Origin of the sequence: Mycolicibacterium pulveris (genome assembly GCF_010725725.1) — a bacterium.
GTDB classification, from domain to species: Bacteria; Actinomycetota; Actinomycetes; order Mycobacteriales; family Mycobacteriaceae; genus Mycobacterium; species Mycobacterium pulveris.
On the sequence record NZ_AP022599.1, the window covers coordinates 3455662 to 3470571 of the forward strand.

Consider the following 14910-nt stretch of genomic DNA (forward strand, 5'->3'; position numbering starts at 1 on the left):
TGGTGGACTATTTCGTCCGTCGGTTCGTAGGTTGCAGGCATGGGAGCGAACGAGAAGCTGAAGGCCCGGTATCGGGCGGTCGAACTGCAGCGCAAGAAGAATGCTGAGCGGGCTCGGCGGGATCGCGCCAATGCGTCCGATGCCGAGTCGATCCGTGCAACGCTGCATAGAGTCGGTGCTGTTGATTCATGGGAGCGCAAGCGTTTCGACCAGGCGGCGGAGAACATCCGTGCTGATGCCGTAAAGCGCAGGGCCGGTCACTTTCGTGGTCTGCAGGCGCTGGTCGGGCAGATGCGTGGTCGTGGTCTGACCTTCGCGCAGATCGCTGAGCTTGTCGGTGTCGATGTCCGTGAGATTCAGGCACAGCTGCGCCGGGCCGGGGGCGAGGGTGGACATGATTCGGCAATCTCCCCGGCAGCACGTTCGAGAGCTGCTGATGTCGTACCCGAAGGCGCTGCAGTCAACGATGATCCGATCTGTGATGGTGTTGAAAGAAATGAGAGCGAGGGCGGCGCCTACGATCCGACTCGGTGTGTCCGCTGCGATGCGGTGATGCTCGATGAGGACGCCACTCCTAGACGTGGCCGACGCCGGCTGTATTGCTCGGATACGTGTCGTCGGGACGCATCGGCGGCCCGTATCGCCGCACAGCGATACGGGGCGCCGATTCGCGTGATCGAAGTCCCGAAAGCCGCTGCATCGCAGAAGCAATCTGCGGGAACACCCGAGCCGCACCGGCCCGTCGCACCGGTGGATGCCGCCAACAGCGTCCTGGACGATGGCGAGGCTTTACGCGGGTTGCTTACTCGCTTGGCAGAGCAGGCTCGGCTCAAGAAACTTGATCGTGCCACGCTGACGGCTGCCCGTGACCTGTCCAATGCCGTTCATCCGCGCCGTAGTTGGTGAGAAGTCATCTGATTCGGCGAGGGCCATTTCTATGGGAACGTCGTGCGGCGGGACTGCACCCGGTCATGCTCGCGACGGTACGGCCAGCGGTGTGCGTAACCGTCTGAGCGAGGTCATCGGCTAGGTACTCGATTCTGGCCTCCAACTCGTAAACGGCGTCCTTTCGTGCTTCGGTGATCATCGTTGATGCGTACTCATGATGAGGCAAGTACCCGTTCTGCCGGCCGAAATCGTCGATCATGACGTCGATGGCGTCGTCGAACCGGGTGGCCAATCGTTGGGCTTCGGTGTCGGCGCGTTCCTCGATGAACTCATCGCGCTCGTCCGGGGTCCAGGATGGCGGGAACCGCAGATGCGTCCGGTATAGGTCGCGGATCGCCGCATCAAGCCGGCCGGAGAATACGATCTCGGGCCAATCGCTGACCGCGGCAGTGGCCAAGTTCTCCAGGTCGTCATCAAGGCTCATCGCAGCTGCTCCCTCTCGGCTGCTCCTGATACTGCCTGCAGGCACCGACAGCTCGTCGAATCTGGACCGCGGGGTGCCGTTATGCGGAGAGGTCGTCGCGGCGCTCGTCGGCGCTAGAAGGGGTCGGGTTCTCTCGGGCGGGCGCTGCGGGGGGACTGGGCCGTAGCAGCGAGGGACGCGAGGGCTGCGAGGCTTGATGGGCAGCCACATCTTTGTGTGGTGGATAGATGGTCCACAGCAGGACGTTGCGGTGGTTGCGGGCTCCGTCGTTCTCGATCGCCCATCCCAGGTTTCGCAGCGCCGGCGCGTGTCTACGGAGCAGGCTTGTCACATCGCGGCCGTTCTTGGGCCATTCCTTGGGGCGTCGCCAGTGATCGCCTGTCGGGGTGAAGAGGGCGAGCAGGTCGACACCGGACTGTCCGCGCAGCGGTTCTAATATGTGGTGGCGCAGCTGTTCGATGAAGAGATCGCCGGACAAGCTGTCCTCCGCGAGCTGATCTGCGCGGGACATGTAGCGGCGTAAGCCATGAGTCGACAAAAGTTCGTCGACGGCCGCCAGCACGCGACCAAAGTCCGCCATGCGTGGCGCATCATCGACCACGATGGTTTCGAGGCGTTGATGAACGGTGGCGGCCAGGTTGAGGAGCCCACTTAAAATGCCTGGTAGAGCCGTGCGCCACTGTTGTCGCAGAGTGGCCTCAGACTGTCGCATGTGGCGTTCGATGCGTCGCAGATCAACCATTGCCATGCGTTCGGCGAGGTCGGGACGTATTGCGCCGACGTCGATGCCGTTAACGATGATGCAGCGGCGGAACTTGATCACTGCGAGGTCCGCATCGGTGTAGAGCGCGCGTTTGACGTTGCCGTCGCCTGTCGCAGCTCGACACAGCGAGTCCGACAACCACGGTGGGATCGCGGACAAATTGTCCAGGGCCACTACCCAGGAACCGGAGGCAGCGGTCACCCACGAGTCGGCGTCGCGGGGCGCCTGGCGCACTTCAATAGAGGAGGGGTCGATGAGATCGACCAGCATGCGCGTCGTCGTGGTTTTGGCGCTGCCTTGCTCGGCGAACAGCGCCAACACAGGGTGCGGGACATCGCACTGGACGAGCGCAGCGATGAGCACTGCAAGCAACACGGGTTGGTCCTCGACGGCAACGTTAACGAAGTTCCATAGCTTGTTGACGTCACCGTTGGCGGGTGGGAGAGGCATCTCGGCGGTCAGCGCTGTCCGCAAGAACCGAACCGGAGCTGAGTCGGCGACTGTCCATCGACCCTGGCCGATGCGGATGACCTTTCCGTCTTGTCGGCCGGTGTCGATGTAGCTCGTGCCGTGGTGGTCGGCGATGCGCAGGTGCAGTTTCTCCGGGGGCTGGTTGGCGGCCAAGCCTTCGAGGACCAGGGTGGCGTCGGTGAGGGCCTGGCCGCCGGCAACGGTCCCGGTGTCATTGAAGTACCGGGAGGCGAGTTCGGCGCGCAGGCCAGCTTTTCCTGCGCGCAGTAGTATCGCCAGATGGGGCCGGCTGCGTTCGGCGCCGAAGGGCTTGCCGTCTTCGGAAACTCCGAGGAGATAGCGTTCTTGGGCCATAGTGACCAGGCGTGCGGCGACGGATTTCTTGTCATTATCTGCGTTGCTGCTCATAGGCAATCAAGCCTGTGGTGCTTCCGCAGGCTGGCATGACGGGTTAGTCTCATGGGGAACTTCCGTTTTGGGTAATCGGGTGGTTCGAACGAAAGGCCTCGGCTAGACCCCGAGGTCTTTCTCATACGTCGGCGTCACGCGGCGTCGCCGCCTCCGCGCCGGGTTGTGCTCTCCCGCTGGGAGATCCATCGCAGAACCTCATCGCGTCGATAAACGACCCGGCGGCCCAAGGTGAAGCTCGCTGGACCGATGTCCGAATGACGCCAGTACCTCAGCGTCCCAACCGGGACACCGGTCAGGTCCGAGACTTCCTTGGCTCCTAGCAATTCCATCAGATTCCTCCTGAATTACGGTTGGTTTGGCTGAGCCAACAGTGACTGCGGCTATGGCGCCGTGTCCACCACCACAGCCACATTGACCGAAAAGTATTTCCGGTCATGCTGCTTCGGATTGAGTTGGCCGAAGGTCGAAGAACGATGGATCGCAAAGCGGACGGATGACGCGGATTACTGCGGTATGTTCGATTCGTGATCACCCGGAACGAACGGGCGGGAATTGATGACCGCTGGCACAAGCGCGTCAAGGAATTAGACGGCACCATGCGCACGGAGCGGTCTGCGGTATACGGCAAGGTTTCGCGGTGGCGTGTCAGGTGGGTCGACAGCACGGGCGCTGAGCGCACCAAGAGTTTTCAGCGCAAGCCGGATGCGCAGGCATACCTCAACGGACTGACCGCTGATCTTCAGCGCGGTGAATACGTTGATCCGCGAAAGAGCGCGGAGACGTTCGGGTCGGTCGCCGAGCAGTGGTTCGCCACCAAACAGCACCGGAAGCCGAAAACGGTCGCAGGCTATCGCTCGTTGCTCGACACCGTAGTCTTGCCGAAGTGGGAAGGTGTTCCGCTGAAAAGGCTTGACTACAAGGCCTATTCAACGTGGTTGGGGTCGCTGTCGGTCGATGGTGGGCAACGCGGAGCCGGTCTATCGGCAAGTCGAATCACCCAAGCGCATCAGCTGGTAGGTGCTGTCCTCAAGTACGCCCAAAGGACTGGCAAGGTGGCGAAGAACGTCGCGTTCGAGATCAAGCGGGACGAGGACCTTCCCGAGCAAGCCGAGCGCGAGCGGCGCTACTTGACTCATGCAGAGCTGTTGATGCTCGCCAAAGCCGCTGATCGTTTCGAGACTCTGACACTGGTCCTGGGCTACTGCGGGCTGAGGTTCGGCGAAGCGGTCGCGTTGCGGCGCCGGCATGTGGGGGATCGGGTACTCACGGTGCGCTCGTCCGCAACCGCAGTCACCGGTAAGGGCATCGTGGAGTCGACGACCAAGACGAAGCGGGATCGCCACGTGCCAGTGCCTGAACCTGTCTGGAAGAAACTAAAGACTGAGTTGCCCGCCGACCCGAACGCGCTGGTGTTTCCCAGTCGGAAGGGCGGGTTCCTACCACTCGGTGAGTACCGCTGGGCATTCGACAACGCGTGCGAAGACGTCGGTATCGACGGGCTGGTACCCCACGGCCTGAGGCACACCACGGCGTCGCTGGCGATCAGCGCAGGCGCTAACGTCAAGGTCGTGCAGAGACTCCTGGGGCACGCAACCGCCGCGATGACGCTCGACCGTTACGGCCACCTGCTCAACGACGATTTGAGCGGTGTGGCAGATGCGCTGGGCAAGGCCATCGATAGCACTGCGGTATCACTGCGGTATTCAGGACGTCAGAATGAGGCTGAAACGGCCTGAACTATGTTCTGAACTGCGACGCCCCCATAGCCCAATTGGCAGAGGCAGCGGACTTAAAATCCGTCCAGTGTGGGTTCGAGTCCCACTGGGGGCACCGGTATTAGTGCTGGTAGATGGCGTTTTGGGGCCCGCTGACAGGGTGTGCACCCGAGGCGCTCCAGGTTCCAAGTCGGATGCTGTGCAATTCCGGCCCATGCTTGAGTCGGTTCCGGTAGGAGGTTCCGGTAGGAGGTTCCGGTTTCCCGGGACGCGGTTCCAAGTAGGCCCGTGAGGCTTGTTGCGGGTATCCGGGCAGACCCGCATGTCAACGAGTTCGGGCGTGAAGGTGGGCCAGTGCCGGGGAGGGCGCTGGAGTGTCTGTCGGGCGTTACTGCACAACGGACGCATCGATCCGGCGAGGTGCCGTCGGCGGCGGCGGACGACAAGCACGGGGAGCGGGTGGCCGGTGGACGAAGGACGTCGCCCGACACGGGCCTGCGAGGTGCACCACCGCGTGACGCGTCAGTGAGTTGCCACTCTATCTCGGCGCGAGCTCACGCAGCGCAGCGAACAGTGCGATCAATTGATCTGTGTTGGAAGCGATTTCGTCGATACCACCCACTATTCCCGTCACGCTGGCCACGATCGTGTGTTCAAGTCCGTTGGCGGCGTAGCCGCTAACCCGCTCGGCGATCTCGGTCGCATTGCCGACGAACATCAACTCCTCGACGAGCTCGATCGGGATCCTGGGCGCCAGTTCGCGAAGTTCGTCCGGGTCGAGATCGTGGAACACCAGATCGACCAGGCCGCGGCACTCCGGCCCGGAAGGATGCCGAAGGCCGTACTTGGCCCAGATTTCCGCCGAACACATGAGTGCGGCCAGCTTGCCGAGCGGATCACGTTCCATGAGTTCCGAAACATGATCCCGGTTCTCGCCGACGATGACGTTCACCTGTAACGCGCACTCGGGCATCGGCCGTCCGGACCGAGCCGCATGTCCGGCGATCGTGTCACGGCGTTCGCCATAGGTCGACGGGCTCATCGGCCACGCCGGAATCCAGCCGTCGCCGTACTCACCCGTCAGGCGCAACATCCGCGGGCCGTGCGCCCCGATCCAAAGCTTCGGTGCCCCGATGTCGTCGCGTCGCAGCGGCAGTCCGACCCGCCCTGCGCCTCCCGTACACGTGGTGCCGAAATCCAGCAGTGCCCGCAGCTCCGGCAGCATTGCTTCCAGATGCTTTACCGGAGTGGAGAAGTCGTAGCCGAACGGGATCAGGTTCTCGGCCTCGCCGGCACCAATCCCGAGATGAAATCCGCCGCGGCACAGGTGATGCAACGTCAGTGTGCTCCGGACGGTGTCGGGTGCCTGCCTGCGGATCGCATCGGTGACGCACACGCCCATCGGAATGTCCGACAGCTGGCCGAGCACCGCAAGGCACGCGAACGGGTCATACCAAGCGTCGGCATCCGGCGACACCGGGGCCATCGCCATCTCGGGCCACAGCGCCGGGTGCGCGCATCCGAGCAGATGGTCGGGCAGCCACACCGAATCGGCCTTGGCCTCCTCGGCGACCGCCAGCATCGCCTGGATCGACACCATCGGGTGCATCGGCGTCACAAGCAAGCTAACCTTCATGACTTCAGGATTTCGTGCTTTGGCTGTTCGTAAAGCCGAATCGTGCCGATCGCCCTACCGTGGATACGCGGCCACAGTACCCTCGGGCACCTGATGACAGGAAAGTTGATCGTGCTCAACGGTGGTTCCAGCGCGGGAAAGTCGTCCATCGCGATGGCATTCCAGGAATTGGTTTCCGACTGCTGGATGCACCTCGGCGTCGATATGTTCTGGTACGCGATACCGCAAAGCCAGATCGACCTCGACCAGGTGCGCCCGGAGTACTACACGTGGGACGTCACCGTCGACGCCGACGGTCTCGAATGGTTGAGCGTCACACCGGGTCCACTGCTGGAAAAGGCAATGCACGCGCGGTACCTGGCGATCAAGGCCTTCCTCGACGAGGGATTGAACGTTATCTCCGATGACCTCATCTGGACGCGCGACTGGCTCGTCGACCTGCTGAGAACCTTTGCTGGCTACCAGGTCTGGCTGGTCGGCGTGCACGTGTCCGACGACGAAGGCTCTCGTCGGGAGAGCGGACGTGACCACCGCATCGCCGGCGCCAGTCGCGGTAGTGCCCGGGCCGCCCACGCCGACCTTGAGTACGACTTCGAGCTCGACACCACGGACACGCCCGTCCTAGAACTCGCGCGAGTGCTCGTCGAGAAGTACCAAGCATGCCGGCGCCCGGAGGCTTTCGGCCGGCTCCGACAGCGGATTCCGTTCCCGGCGGAAACCTGATCTGCGAAAACGAACCCGCTCGGTTTCAGCGGGGCGTACATTCCCCAATCTATGATGCTGAGCAAAATCCTGGCCTGTGCCGCCGCGGCCGCCGTCGGCCTGTCTGTGTCGATGGTCGGGACCCCAACGGCCCACGCCCAGCGTACGATCACCCTCACCCTGGTCCGCAGTGCGGAGTCGGCGTCGAACGCCGCCAACGTCGTCGACACCTCCGTCCCCGGGCCTCCCCTGAGCCCCGTCGGTTACGAACACGCTGCGGCTGCCGCAAGCCAGTTGAGCGCCAACGGCTATGACGGCATCTACTCCGCCAACATGACACGCAGCCTGCTGACTGCGGCACCGCTCGCGCAGTTGACGGGCGAGCCGATTCACGTACTGCCCGGCCTGCGACAGATCGAGGCGGGAATCTATGAGGGCCACCCCGAACCCGAGTCGCACGAGAAAGACCACACCAACGCGTGGCTGGCCGGTGATCTCGACGACCGCATCCCCGGGTCGATCAGCGGCGCCGAATTCGATGCCCGCTTCGACGAAGCCGTCCAGGCCATCTACGACAGCGGCGACGTGAATCCGATCGCGTTCACCGGCTCGACCGCGGCGATGATGTGGGTGCTGATGAACGTCTCCAACCCGAACGACTCACTGCTGGTGACCGATCCGCTGCCGAATCTGGGCCGGATCGTGGTCGTCGGTAGCCCGGGGTCGGGCTGGAAGCTGACCAACTGGGACGGCATCCCGATCGCCTGAGCACCACGGGCCACTCCGCACGGGACGCACAATCGGGTTGCCGCCATTTGGGCGAAGAAAGTGCCGTCGGCGATCGCATCGCGTCAGGATGTAGGGTGTTGTGCTGCCGCCGTGCCGGGGTCGAGGTCGGATCGTTTGAGCGGGTGCAGTGGCGGGTCGGGCAAGATCATGCGACGAGTGATCTTCAGGTCGGCGCCCACGTGGACCAGCTCGCCGGGATTCAATAGTTGCCAGGCTCCGTTGTCCATCGGCTCACTGGCGAAGACAACAGACGGCGCGTCGTGCAGGTGTGAACTGCCTGCCTTGATTCGTGCACTGTGCATGGCGAATTCGCCGTGACCGTCGGCGGTGCGGTCGAGCAGGTAGAGCTCGTGCGTGCGGGATACCGCAACGCCCACAGGTCCGTCGCGGTGGCCAGCAGCACGTTGACCGCGTAGATGGGAACGTTCTCGCGCAGCCAGTGCAGCGCCTCCACCAACCCCATGCCCACGTCCTCGCCGTGGCTTCTGATGGATGCCGTGATCAACGCGAAGACCCGCTCGGAATCGGTGTCGCCGCGTACCAATTCCGCGGCACCGAGTCCGGCGAGCCGGGCATCGAGGACCTCCAGCCCCTCGACGACCCCGTTGTGCGCGAAGATCCTCCCGTTCTGAAGAAACGGATGGGTGTTCGTCTCCTCGGCGGGACCTGTCGTGGCGTAGCGGACGTGAGCGATGAATGTCGTGCCCGACATCTCACGGGCTTCGGTCGCGAAGGCGAGGTCGCGCCATGCGGCGATCGGCTGCTTGCGTATCACCGGGTCGCCGTCGGTACCGAACACGCCCAGGCCTGTGCCGTCAGGATTCCGCCTGCTCTGTGCGGTGAGGCTGTCCGGCGCATCGAGTAGCCAGAAGGTGGCGGTGACGGGATGGCCGGCGTGCAGAGCGAACAGACGGCACATCGGATCAAAGCCTGAGCCGTCGGTGCGCACCGCCGTGCGGGTCAGTCACACGGTCTGTCTTACTCCGATAACAGGCCGCACGGAAACAGTTCAGCCTGCAAAGGCGCGAACTTTCTGCCCTGCGAAGCACTCAGTAGCTGAGCTCTCGAACGTGCCGAGGAGAATGTTTGGTTGCTGAGCTCCCCGCACTGACATAGAAAAAGCGCTGCAACACTTCGATGTTGAAGCTCAGCAGCGCTTTTCCAGTTCTAGACAGGGCAGAACCCACCGGACCCTTTGTGTTGTGCCCGGTGTGGGTTCACGCAACCCCGACGGGTTGCCGGCGAAAGTTACGGGACATCGTCGTCATCGTCGGGCAGCAGATACCTCTCGGGAAAGTGGTAATTGTTGACTCGCGTTTGTCCGGTGTCGAGGTCTGGTGGTGGGATCCACTCCGTGCGGCCGTCCGCCCGCTGACGCGTGGTCCATCCGCTCTTCTCGATCAGCCGATTGTCGGGACCGCAAGCGAGGGTGAGCTTATCGATGTCCGTGGGCCCGCCTTCCGCTGCCCAGCCGTCGACATGGTGAACCTCACACCAATCTGCGGGTACCGTGCAGCCCGGTCGCGTACACCCACGGTACTTGGCGTGCAACACAATCCGCTGTCCCCGCGACGCGAGGCGTTTGGTGCGGCCCAGATAGAGCGCCTCTTCGGTGTGCTTGTCGAACACCGCGAGATAGTGGTACGCGTGGCTGGCCAGCCGGATCACATCGCTCATCGGCAACCACGATCCGCTCCCGGTGACGGCGCGGCCGGCGCCGGATTGCAGATCTTGCAACGTGGTGGACACGATGATGGTCGCGGGTAAACCGTTGTGCTGCCCCAGCGCGCCCGAGGCCAACAACGCCCGACCCATCGCTTTGAGCGCATCGTGTCTGCGTTGACCGGCCGAGCGTGAATCGGCCACCTTCGCGCTCGAATCCGGCTCACCGTCAACGCACGGTGTCTCGTCGTCCGGGTTGCACATACCGGGAGCGGCATACTTGGCCAGGAGAGCGTTGAGAGTCGCGGTCGTTTCGGGATCAAAATAGCCGGTGACCTTGCTCATCCCGTCCGCGTCTTGGGGATGGATCTTGAAGTCGCGCTTGCGGGCTCGCTCTTCGTCCGTGGGTGGCGGACCGTCCTGATCGGCCAGGTAGGCCAACTTCTCGGCCGACTTCCGTAGTTCCGTGGGACCGAGCCCGCTGGCCAGGTCGGCGAGATGGGCCTCCAACGCGTCGCACAGGTCGACGGGGATGTACCACGGCAACTTGTCGAAGAATTTGTTGATGACTCGCAGATGCTCGACGCCCACGTCGCCGCGTTGCTGAGCCGCCGCGACGTGTCGGCGCCTTGGCTCCAGCGGCTCTCCGGTCAGTGTCTGCCGCGGACCAAGCTGATCGGCATCCTTGATGAGCTGCCTCGCGGCCTCCTTCGAGATGCGGAGCGCGGTGGTGAGCACATCCGTCAACGACGTACCACCCAACGCGCAGGGATCGGCTTCGGCCGCCAGCGCGCCGACCAATCGGTGCTCGACGACCGGTGCACGACGTATGTTGCGCTCCAACCGCACGCACAACTCAACTTTTTCGGCGTCCGTCATCACATCGAACTGCAGCCCGAGCATCGTGTCGAAGGCGGAGTCGAGCGCATCGAACGCCGCCGCGACGGCCTCGCGATTCGATCCAGGACTCCCATTCATGATTAGAACACTAGTTCGAGACACCGACAGAAGGCCGCCGTCTGAGACTGGAGAAAGCAATGTGACACAAGTGGTTTCCGGCCGAAAGGCCTAATCGCTACCTGACCTGTGCATTTCATCGCCTACGATGGATTTCCGAAACGCCGCCGCCCATTGTTGGCTTGTCGTCCCATGCTGGCTCGACGGGGCGCCCGGCGGCCCTGTCGGCATAGGCGGCGCGGACACCAACAAGCGGGGCGCCAACGGCTCCAACGGCAACGCCGGCTAGGCCGGGCACTGCGCAGCAGCGTGGTGCAGCTTTAGTTCAGAGTGATCACCGAGACGGTGTTGGCGTTGAAGTTGGTGACGTAAACCGTGGTGCCGTCGGGGCTGACGGCGAGCTCGGCGGGGCTGGTGCCCACGCCGATCGTGGTGACCACCGTGTTGGTGGCGGTGTCGATCACCGACACCGTGTTGTCGGTGAAGTTGGCGACGTAGACGCGGGTGCCGTCCGGGCTGATCGCCACCCCCTCGGGCCCCTGGCCGACGTCGATGCTGGTGACCACCGTGTTGGTGGTCGTGTCGATCACCGACACCGTGTTGTCCTCAGCGGTCGCGGCATTGGTGACGTAGACGTGGCTGCCGTCCGGGCTGACCGCGACGCCGTTCGCCAAGACGCCGACGGGAATCTCGGTGACGACTTCGTTTGTGGCGATGTCGATTACATACACCGCACCGGAATTGCCGACGAAGCCCGCAACGTAGACGCGGCTGCCGTCGGGGCTGACCGCCACGGCTTGCAGGCCGTTGGGTATATGGATGGAGGCGGTGACTTCGTTGCTGTTGCCGTCGATCACCGTCAGCGTTTCGGCGACGCTGGCGACATAGACCCGGGTGCCGTCCGGGCTGACGGCAAGGGCTTGCGGCACGGGCGGAACGTCGATGGTGGTGATGAGATCGTTTGCGTCGTCGAAGACATCGATCACCGACACGGTGTCACCGGTACAGTCGCTGCAACCGGTCTGGCTGCCCACGTAGGCGATGTCGCCGCCCAGGCCGAGCGCGACGCCGATCGGGCCGTCGGCCACCTGGATGGTGCCGATCACGGCGTTGGTGGTGGTGTCGATCACCGACACCGTGTCGGTGCCGTTGTTGGCCACATAGACGCGGGGGGCTCTGGGGGCGACCGCGATTCCGGCGGGTTTGTCGCCGACCTGGATGGTTTCGACCTGCGCGACGGTCAGTTCCACGCGGGTCGAACCGCTATGGAAGCTCGGAATGATCAGGCGCAGCAGTCGATGCACAAGGGATCCGGTGTGGTCGGTCGCGCGCACGGTGAAGGTGTCCGGGCCGGCGTAGCCGGCGGCGGGAACGTAAGTGAAAGTGCCATCCGGCGCCACGGTGACGGTTCCGTGCTTGGGTTTTCGGGTGACCGCCAGTTTGACGCGGTCGCCGTCCGGATCGCTGACGTCGAGGGCGCCGGTGATGGCTCCGTCGAGAACCTGCACGGTGTGCGCCGAGTCGTATGAGACGGTCGGCGACTCGTTGAACAACGTTTCGTGAACCTGGCGCCGCACCCAACCCCACAACGCCACCAGCACCGGTGGATGCGCGAGCGCAGGCGGGTGGGCGGGTGTGACTTCGGCCAGCGGAGTCGACACCGTCGCGGCGCGTTGTGGTGTCGGCACGGATTCCGTCGAGGTACGCACGGAAAGCCTTGGTGCGGCCGTGCTTTGGCTGTCTTCTTCGGTGGGGGGTGCGCGATCGTGGCCACGGGTCGACGACGTGATGCTCAACGCCGAGAGACGGGTCCGGGGTGCCGAGACATCGCGGGACAGCGGCGAAGAGCGTCGCTGTGTCGTCGCGGTCTCCGAATCGGAAGGATCGGTCGCTGACGTCTCATCGACGCTCTCGCTGAGGTCCGGCGTAGGCGTGCCACCCGAACTGCGCACGCTCGTCTCGGGCTTGGAACTGACCGCGGACGCATCCGAATCGTCCGAGTGTGACGCGGACTCTGAGGAGGAGACCGCAGAGCCGGAATCCGACGAATCCGCCGGCTCGGCATGCGCCGCAGCCGCAGCGGCGAGGGCCAGCCCGGCCGCGATGGCGAGCGCCCCAAGCCATTCGATGCTGTGGACTACGGCGCTTCGCTCAGTTGAATGTTCGGCCGCCGTGGATGCTGGGTTCACCCGTCGGCGCCGTTGCTTCCGGTGCTGCCGTTGTTGGTGCTGCCGGTGCCGCCTGGACCTCCGGGTCCTCCGGTACCGCCGGGTCCGGCGTTGCCACCGTCGCCACCATCGCCGCCGTTGCCGATGCCGCCCGCCGTCGCGTCGCCGCCGGCACCGCCGGCCCCGCCGTTCGCCGTAGCGCCAACCCCGACACCGCTGTTGCCGCCGTCACCGCCGTCGCCGCCCGTCGCGTCGCCGTTGTCGGAGACGGCTTCGCCGCCGCTGCCGCCGGTGCCGCCGGTGCCGAAGGATCCGGAGTCGCCCGCGGCACCGCCGTCGCCGCCGGTGGCGGTTCCGTCGCTGTCGTTGACCGTCGCGACGCCGCCGTGGCCGCCGTCGCCGCCGTTTCCGCTGAGTGCCCCGCCGTCGCCGCCCACGCCACCGGCGCCGCCCTCGGCGATGACGCCGTCGGCGTCCGTGGTGCGCGCGGCACCGCCGTCACCGCCCGTACCGCCGGAGCCGAGGAGACCGGTGTCACCGCCATTGCCGCCGTCGCCGCCGGTGGCATTGCAGGAGCAGATGCCGCCTTCGCCGCCGTCGCCCCCGTTGCCACCGTTGCCGGAGATCATGCCGCCGGTGCCGCCGTCACCACCGCGACCGCCGACGTGCGGGCTAGGTGCGTTGCCGGAGGGGCTGTCATCGCCCGCTCCGCCGTCGCCGCCGTTGCCAAACCATCCCGCGTCGCCGCCGTCGCCGCCACGCCCGCCGCTGGACCCTTCGGACCCGATGCCGCCGTCGGCGTCCCCGCCGTCCCCGCCGTCACCGACAATTCCGGCGTTGCCGCCGGTTCCGCCGGTTCCTCCGAGGGCGAAGCCGTTCTCGGCCTGAGCAACCCCGCTGCGACCGCCCTGCCCGCCGCTGCCAATTAGCGTTCCGCCGTGCCCGCCGTCGCCGCCGCGGCCGCCCACCACGATGCCCTGCGGCCCCACCGCGACGTTGGTCCCACGGCCGCCGATGCCACCCCAGCCACCGTCACCGATCCACCCGCCGTTGCCGCCGTTGCCGCCCCGGCCGCCGGTGACGAATCCGGTGGCCGTGCTGTCGCCGCCGTCGCCGCCGGGACCTCCGGCGGCGATCCCGAAGGCGGGAAACAGTCCGCCGTCGCCGCCGTTGCCGCCGTTACCGCCGACGCCCCCGTCACCGCCGGCGCCGCCCGCGCCACCCGTGCCGAAGAGCAGCGCACCCGGTCCGCCGTCACCGCCGTGTCCGGCTTGACCACCCAGTCCGTTGCCGCCCCTACCGCCAGGACCGCCATAGCCCCACAACAAACCGCCCGCGCCGCCGCGGCCACCGTCGGCGCCCGGTCCGCCGTTACCGCCCATGCCGCCATACCCGATCAGCAGCCCGCCGGGACCCCCTGCCCCGCCGGGTTGGCCCAAGGCCGTCCCAGCGCCGCCGGCCCCGCCGATCCCGATGAGCCAGCCCCCGCCTTGACCGGGCTGGCCCGGACCGCCGTCGGCGCCGTTGCAGATCAGGCCGCACCGGTCGGCCAGCAGCAGACCCAACACATCCGCGGGGGTGATTGCCGCCGCGGTCGGAGAGGCAAGCGCTGCGTCTGCGCCATCGTCAAGGACCAGGGCCGCTGGCTGTGCAAACACGGTGGGCGCGAAGAAGTTTGGGCCCCGCAATGACTCGATGAGGCCGGCGCTGGTGAGAGGCTCGATCGCGGTGACCGGCTTGATCGTGTCGATGGCGCCAACGGCGTCGCGTGGCGCGGCCCCGCTGCTCGCCGAATTCGGCGTGATCGAAACCGTCATGGCGGCGAGTGCCGGCGTGGCCGATTCGGTGCGCTGCGGTGGGGACGCGGGCGGCGGCGAGGAGGCCGCGCCCGACTGGGTCGCTGCAGGCGGGACCGCACCGGCCGCGGCCAGAATGCCCACGGCGAGCGTCGCTGTGAATTTCGATTTATTGTGGGCAAGCTCCACCGCCGCCCCCTAGTTTTTCCGGAGACGATCCCCAACCCGGTCATCGTGGCCGCGACCGCGTCTGGGCAAAAGAGTACTCGCAATGGCGGGTAAAGGGAATCCTCTGCCGACCTTCGTCTCCAGCAGGGGTTGAAGCGTTTATGTTCTCCGGCAACGCTTCTGCATTCGTCGGTGATGTGGTGGGGATCACCGCATTTCCGGCTCTGTTCGGCCGAGTTCACAGCCGATCTTCAGGCAGATCCCAGACTTCGGTCCTTCCATCGGAGACAGCGACGTTGG

Annotated in this window: 12 protein-coding genes, 1 tRNA gene and 1 pseudogene; 6 read left to right on the forward strand and 8 right to left on the reverse strand. The window is 65.3% G+C overall.

Going from position 1 to position 14910, the window contains the following annotated elements:
- The first annotated feature begins 39 nt into the window (after positions 1-39).
- On the forward strand, positions 40-906 hold the full coding sequence (locus tag G6N28_RS16735) for a hypothetical protein (protein ID WP_163902132.1): 867 nt from the start codon (positions 40-42) through the stop codon (positions 904-906).
- A 4-nt stretch (positions 907-910) separates the two neighbouring features.
- On the opposite strand, the gene G6N28_RS16740 is transcribed toward G6N28_RS16735, so the two are convergent.
- The 3 genes from G6N28_RS16740 to G6N28_RS16750 all read right to left on the reverse strand — a co-directional run bounded on the left by G6N28_RS16740 (position 911) and on the right by G6N28_RS16750 (position 3346).
- The gene (locus G6N28_RS16740; protein ID WP_235674601.1) at positions 911-1417 is read right to left on the reverse strand and encodes a transposase; all 507 of its coding nucleotides are present in this window, start codon (positions 1415-1417) and stop codon (positions 911-913) included.
- A gap of 34 nt (positions 1418-1451) precedes the next feature.
- Positions 1452-3014, reverse strand: a complete 1563-nt coding sequence (locus G6N28_RS16745) for an AICE element replication initiation protein (RefSeq protein WP_163902134.1) — start codon at positions 3012-3014, stop codon at positions 1452-1454.
- A gap of 134 nt (positions 3015-3148) precedes the next feature.
- On the reverse strand, positions 3149-3346 hold the full coding sequence (locus G6N28_RS16750) for a helix-turn-helix transcriptional regulator (protein WP_013471006.1): 198 nt from the start codon (positions 3344-3346) through the stop codon (positions 3149-3151).
- Positions 3347-3541: 195 nt separating this feature from the next.
- Between G6N28_RS16750 and G6N28_RS16755 the strand changes: the two genes are divergently transcribed.
- On the forward strand, positions 3542-4753 hold the full coding sequence (locus G6N28_RS16755) for a tyrosine-type recombinase/integrase (RefSeq protein ID WP_163902136.1): 1212 nt from the start codon (positions 3542-3544) through the stop codon (positions 4751-4753).
- 20 nt (positions 4754-4773) lie between these two features.
- Positions 4774-4847 (forward strand) — tRNA-Leu (locus G6N28_RS16760).
- 423 nt (positions 4848-5270) lie between these two features.
- Here G6N28_RS16760 and G6N28_RS16765 read toward each other — a convergent pair.
- A complete protein-coding gene (locus tag G6N28_RS16765) occupies positions 5271-6368 on the reverse strand; it encodes an LLM class flavin-dependent oxidoreductase (RefSeq protein WP_163902138.1) in 1098 nt (365 codons plus the stop codon).
- A gap of 93 nt (positions 6369-6461) precedes the next feature.
- Here G6N28_RS16765 and G6N28_RS16770 point away from each other — a divergent pair, with 93 nt between their 5' ends.
- Both G6N28_RS16770 and G6N28_RS16775 read left to right on the forward strand, forming a co-directional pair.
- Positions 6462-7091, forward strand: coding sequence for a phosphotransferase-like protein (locus tag G6N28_RS16770; RefSeq protein WP_163902140.1), 630 nt, complete (start codon positions 6462-6464; stop codon positions 7089-7091).
- 51 nt (positions 7092-7142) lie between these two features.
- Positions 7143-7838, forward strand: a complete 696-nt coding sequence (locus G6N28_RS16775) for a histidine phosphatase family protein (RefSeq protein ID WP_235674602.1) — start codon at positions 7143-7145, stop codon at positions 7836-7838.
- 83 nt (positions 7839-7921) lie between these two features.
- On the opposite strand, the pseudogene G6N28_RS16780 reads toward G6N28_RS16775, so the two are convergent.
- The 4 genes and pseudogenes from G6N28_RS16780 to G6N28_RS27295 all read right to left on the reverse strand — a co-directional run bounded on the left by G6N28_RS16780 (position 7922) and on the right by G6N28_RS27295 (position 14214).
- Positions 7922-8778 (reverse strand): annotated as a pseudogene (locus G6N28_RS16780) (class II glutamine amidotransferase).
- Between the two features lie 329 nt (positions 8779-9107).
- Complete coding sequence (locus G6N28_RS16785; RefSeq protein ID WP_163902142.1) at positions 9108-10499, reverse strand: HNH endonuclease signature motif containing protein; 1392 nt, start codon at positions 10497-10499, stop codon at positions 9108-9110.
- Positions 10500-10798: 299 nt separating this feature from the next.
- Positions 10799-12187 (reverse strand): Ig-like domain-containing protein, encoded by a 1389-nt coding sequence (locus G6N28_RS16790; RefSeq protein WP_163902145.1) that lies wholly within the window; start codon positions 12185-12187, stop codon positions 10799-10801.
- A gap of 476 nt (positions 12188-12663) precedes the next feature.
- A complete protein-coding gene (locus G6N28_RS27295) occupies positions 12664-14214 on the reverse strand; it encodes a PGRS repeat-containing protein (RefSeq protein ID WP_179962099.1) in 1551 nt (516 codons plus the stop codon).
- A 160-nt stretch (positions 14215-14374) separates the two neighbouring features.
- Here G6N28_RS27295 and G6N28_RS16805 point away from each other — a divergent pair, with 160 nt between their 5' ends.
- Positions 14375-14644: a hypothetical protein gene (locus tag G6N28_RS16805; RefSeq protein ID WP_163902147.1), complete on the forward strand. Its 270-nt coding sequence runs from the start codon at positions 14375-14377 to the stop codon at positions 14642-14644.
- Positions 14645-14910 lie beyond the last annotated feature (266 nt).

Bases quoted from the DNA above. Each gene is read 5' to 3' on its own strand.
- G6N28_RS16765 (WP_163902138.1), bottom strand. From the start codon at position 6,368: ATGAAGGTTAGCTTGCTTGTGACGCCGATGCACCCGATGGTGTCGATC.
- G6N28_RS16785 (WP_163902142.1), bottom strand. From the start codon at position 10,499: ATGAATGGGAGTCCTGGATCGAATCGCGAGGCCGTCGCGGCGGCGTTC.
- G6N28_RS16775 (WP_235674602.1), top strand. From the start codon at position 7,143: ATGATGCTGAGCAAAATCCTGGCCTGTGCCGCCGCGGCCGCCGTCGGC.
- G6N28_RS16735 (WP_163902132.1), top strand. From the start codon at position 40: ATGGGAGCGAACGAGAAGCTGAAGGCCCGGTATCGGGCGGTCGAACTG.
- G6N28_RS16745 (WP_163902134.1), bottom strand. From the start codon at position 3,014: ATGAGCAGCAACGCAGATAATGACAAGAAATCCGTCGCCGCACGCCTG.
- G6N28_RS16770 (WP_163902140.1), top strand. From the start codon at position 6,462: ATGACAGGAAAGTTGATCGTGCTCAACGGTGGTTCCAGCGCGGGAAAG.
- G6N28_RS16750 (WP_013471006.1), bottom strand. From the start codon at position 3,346: ATGGAATTGCTAGGAGCCAAGGAAGTCTCGGACCTGACCGGTGTCCCG.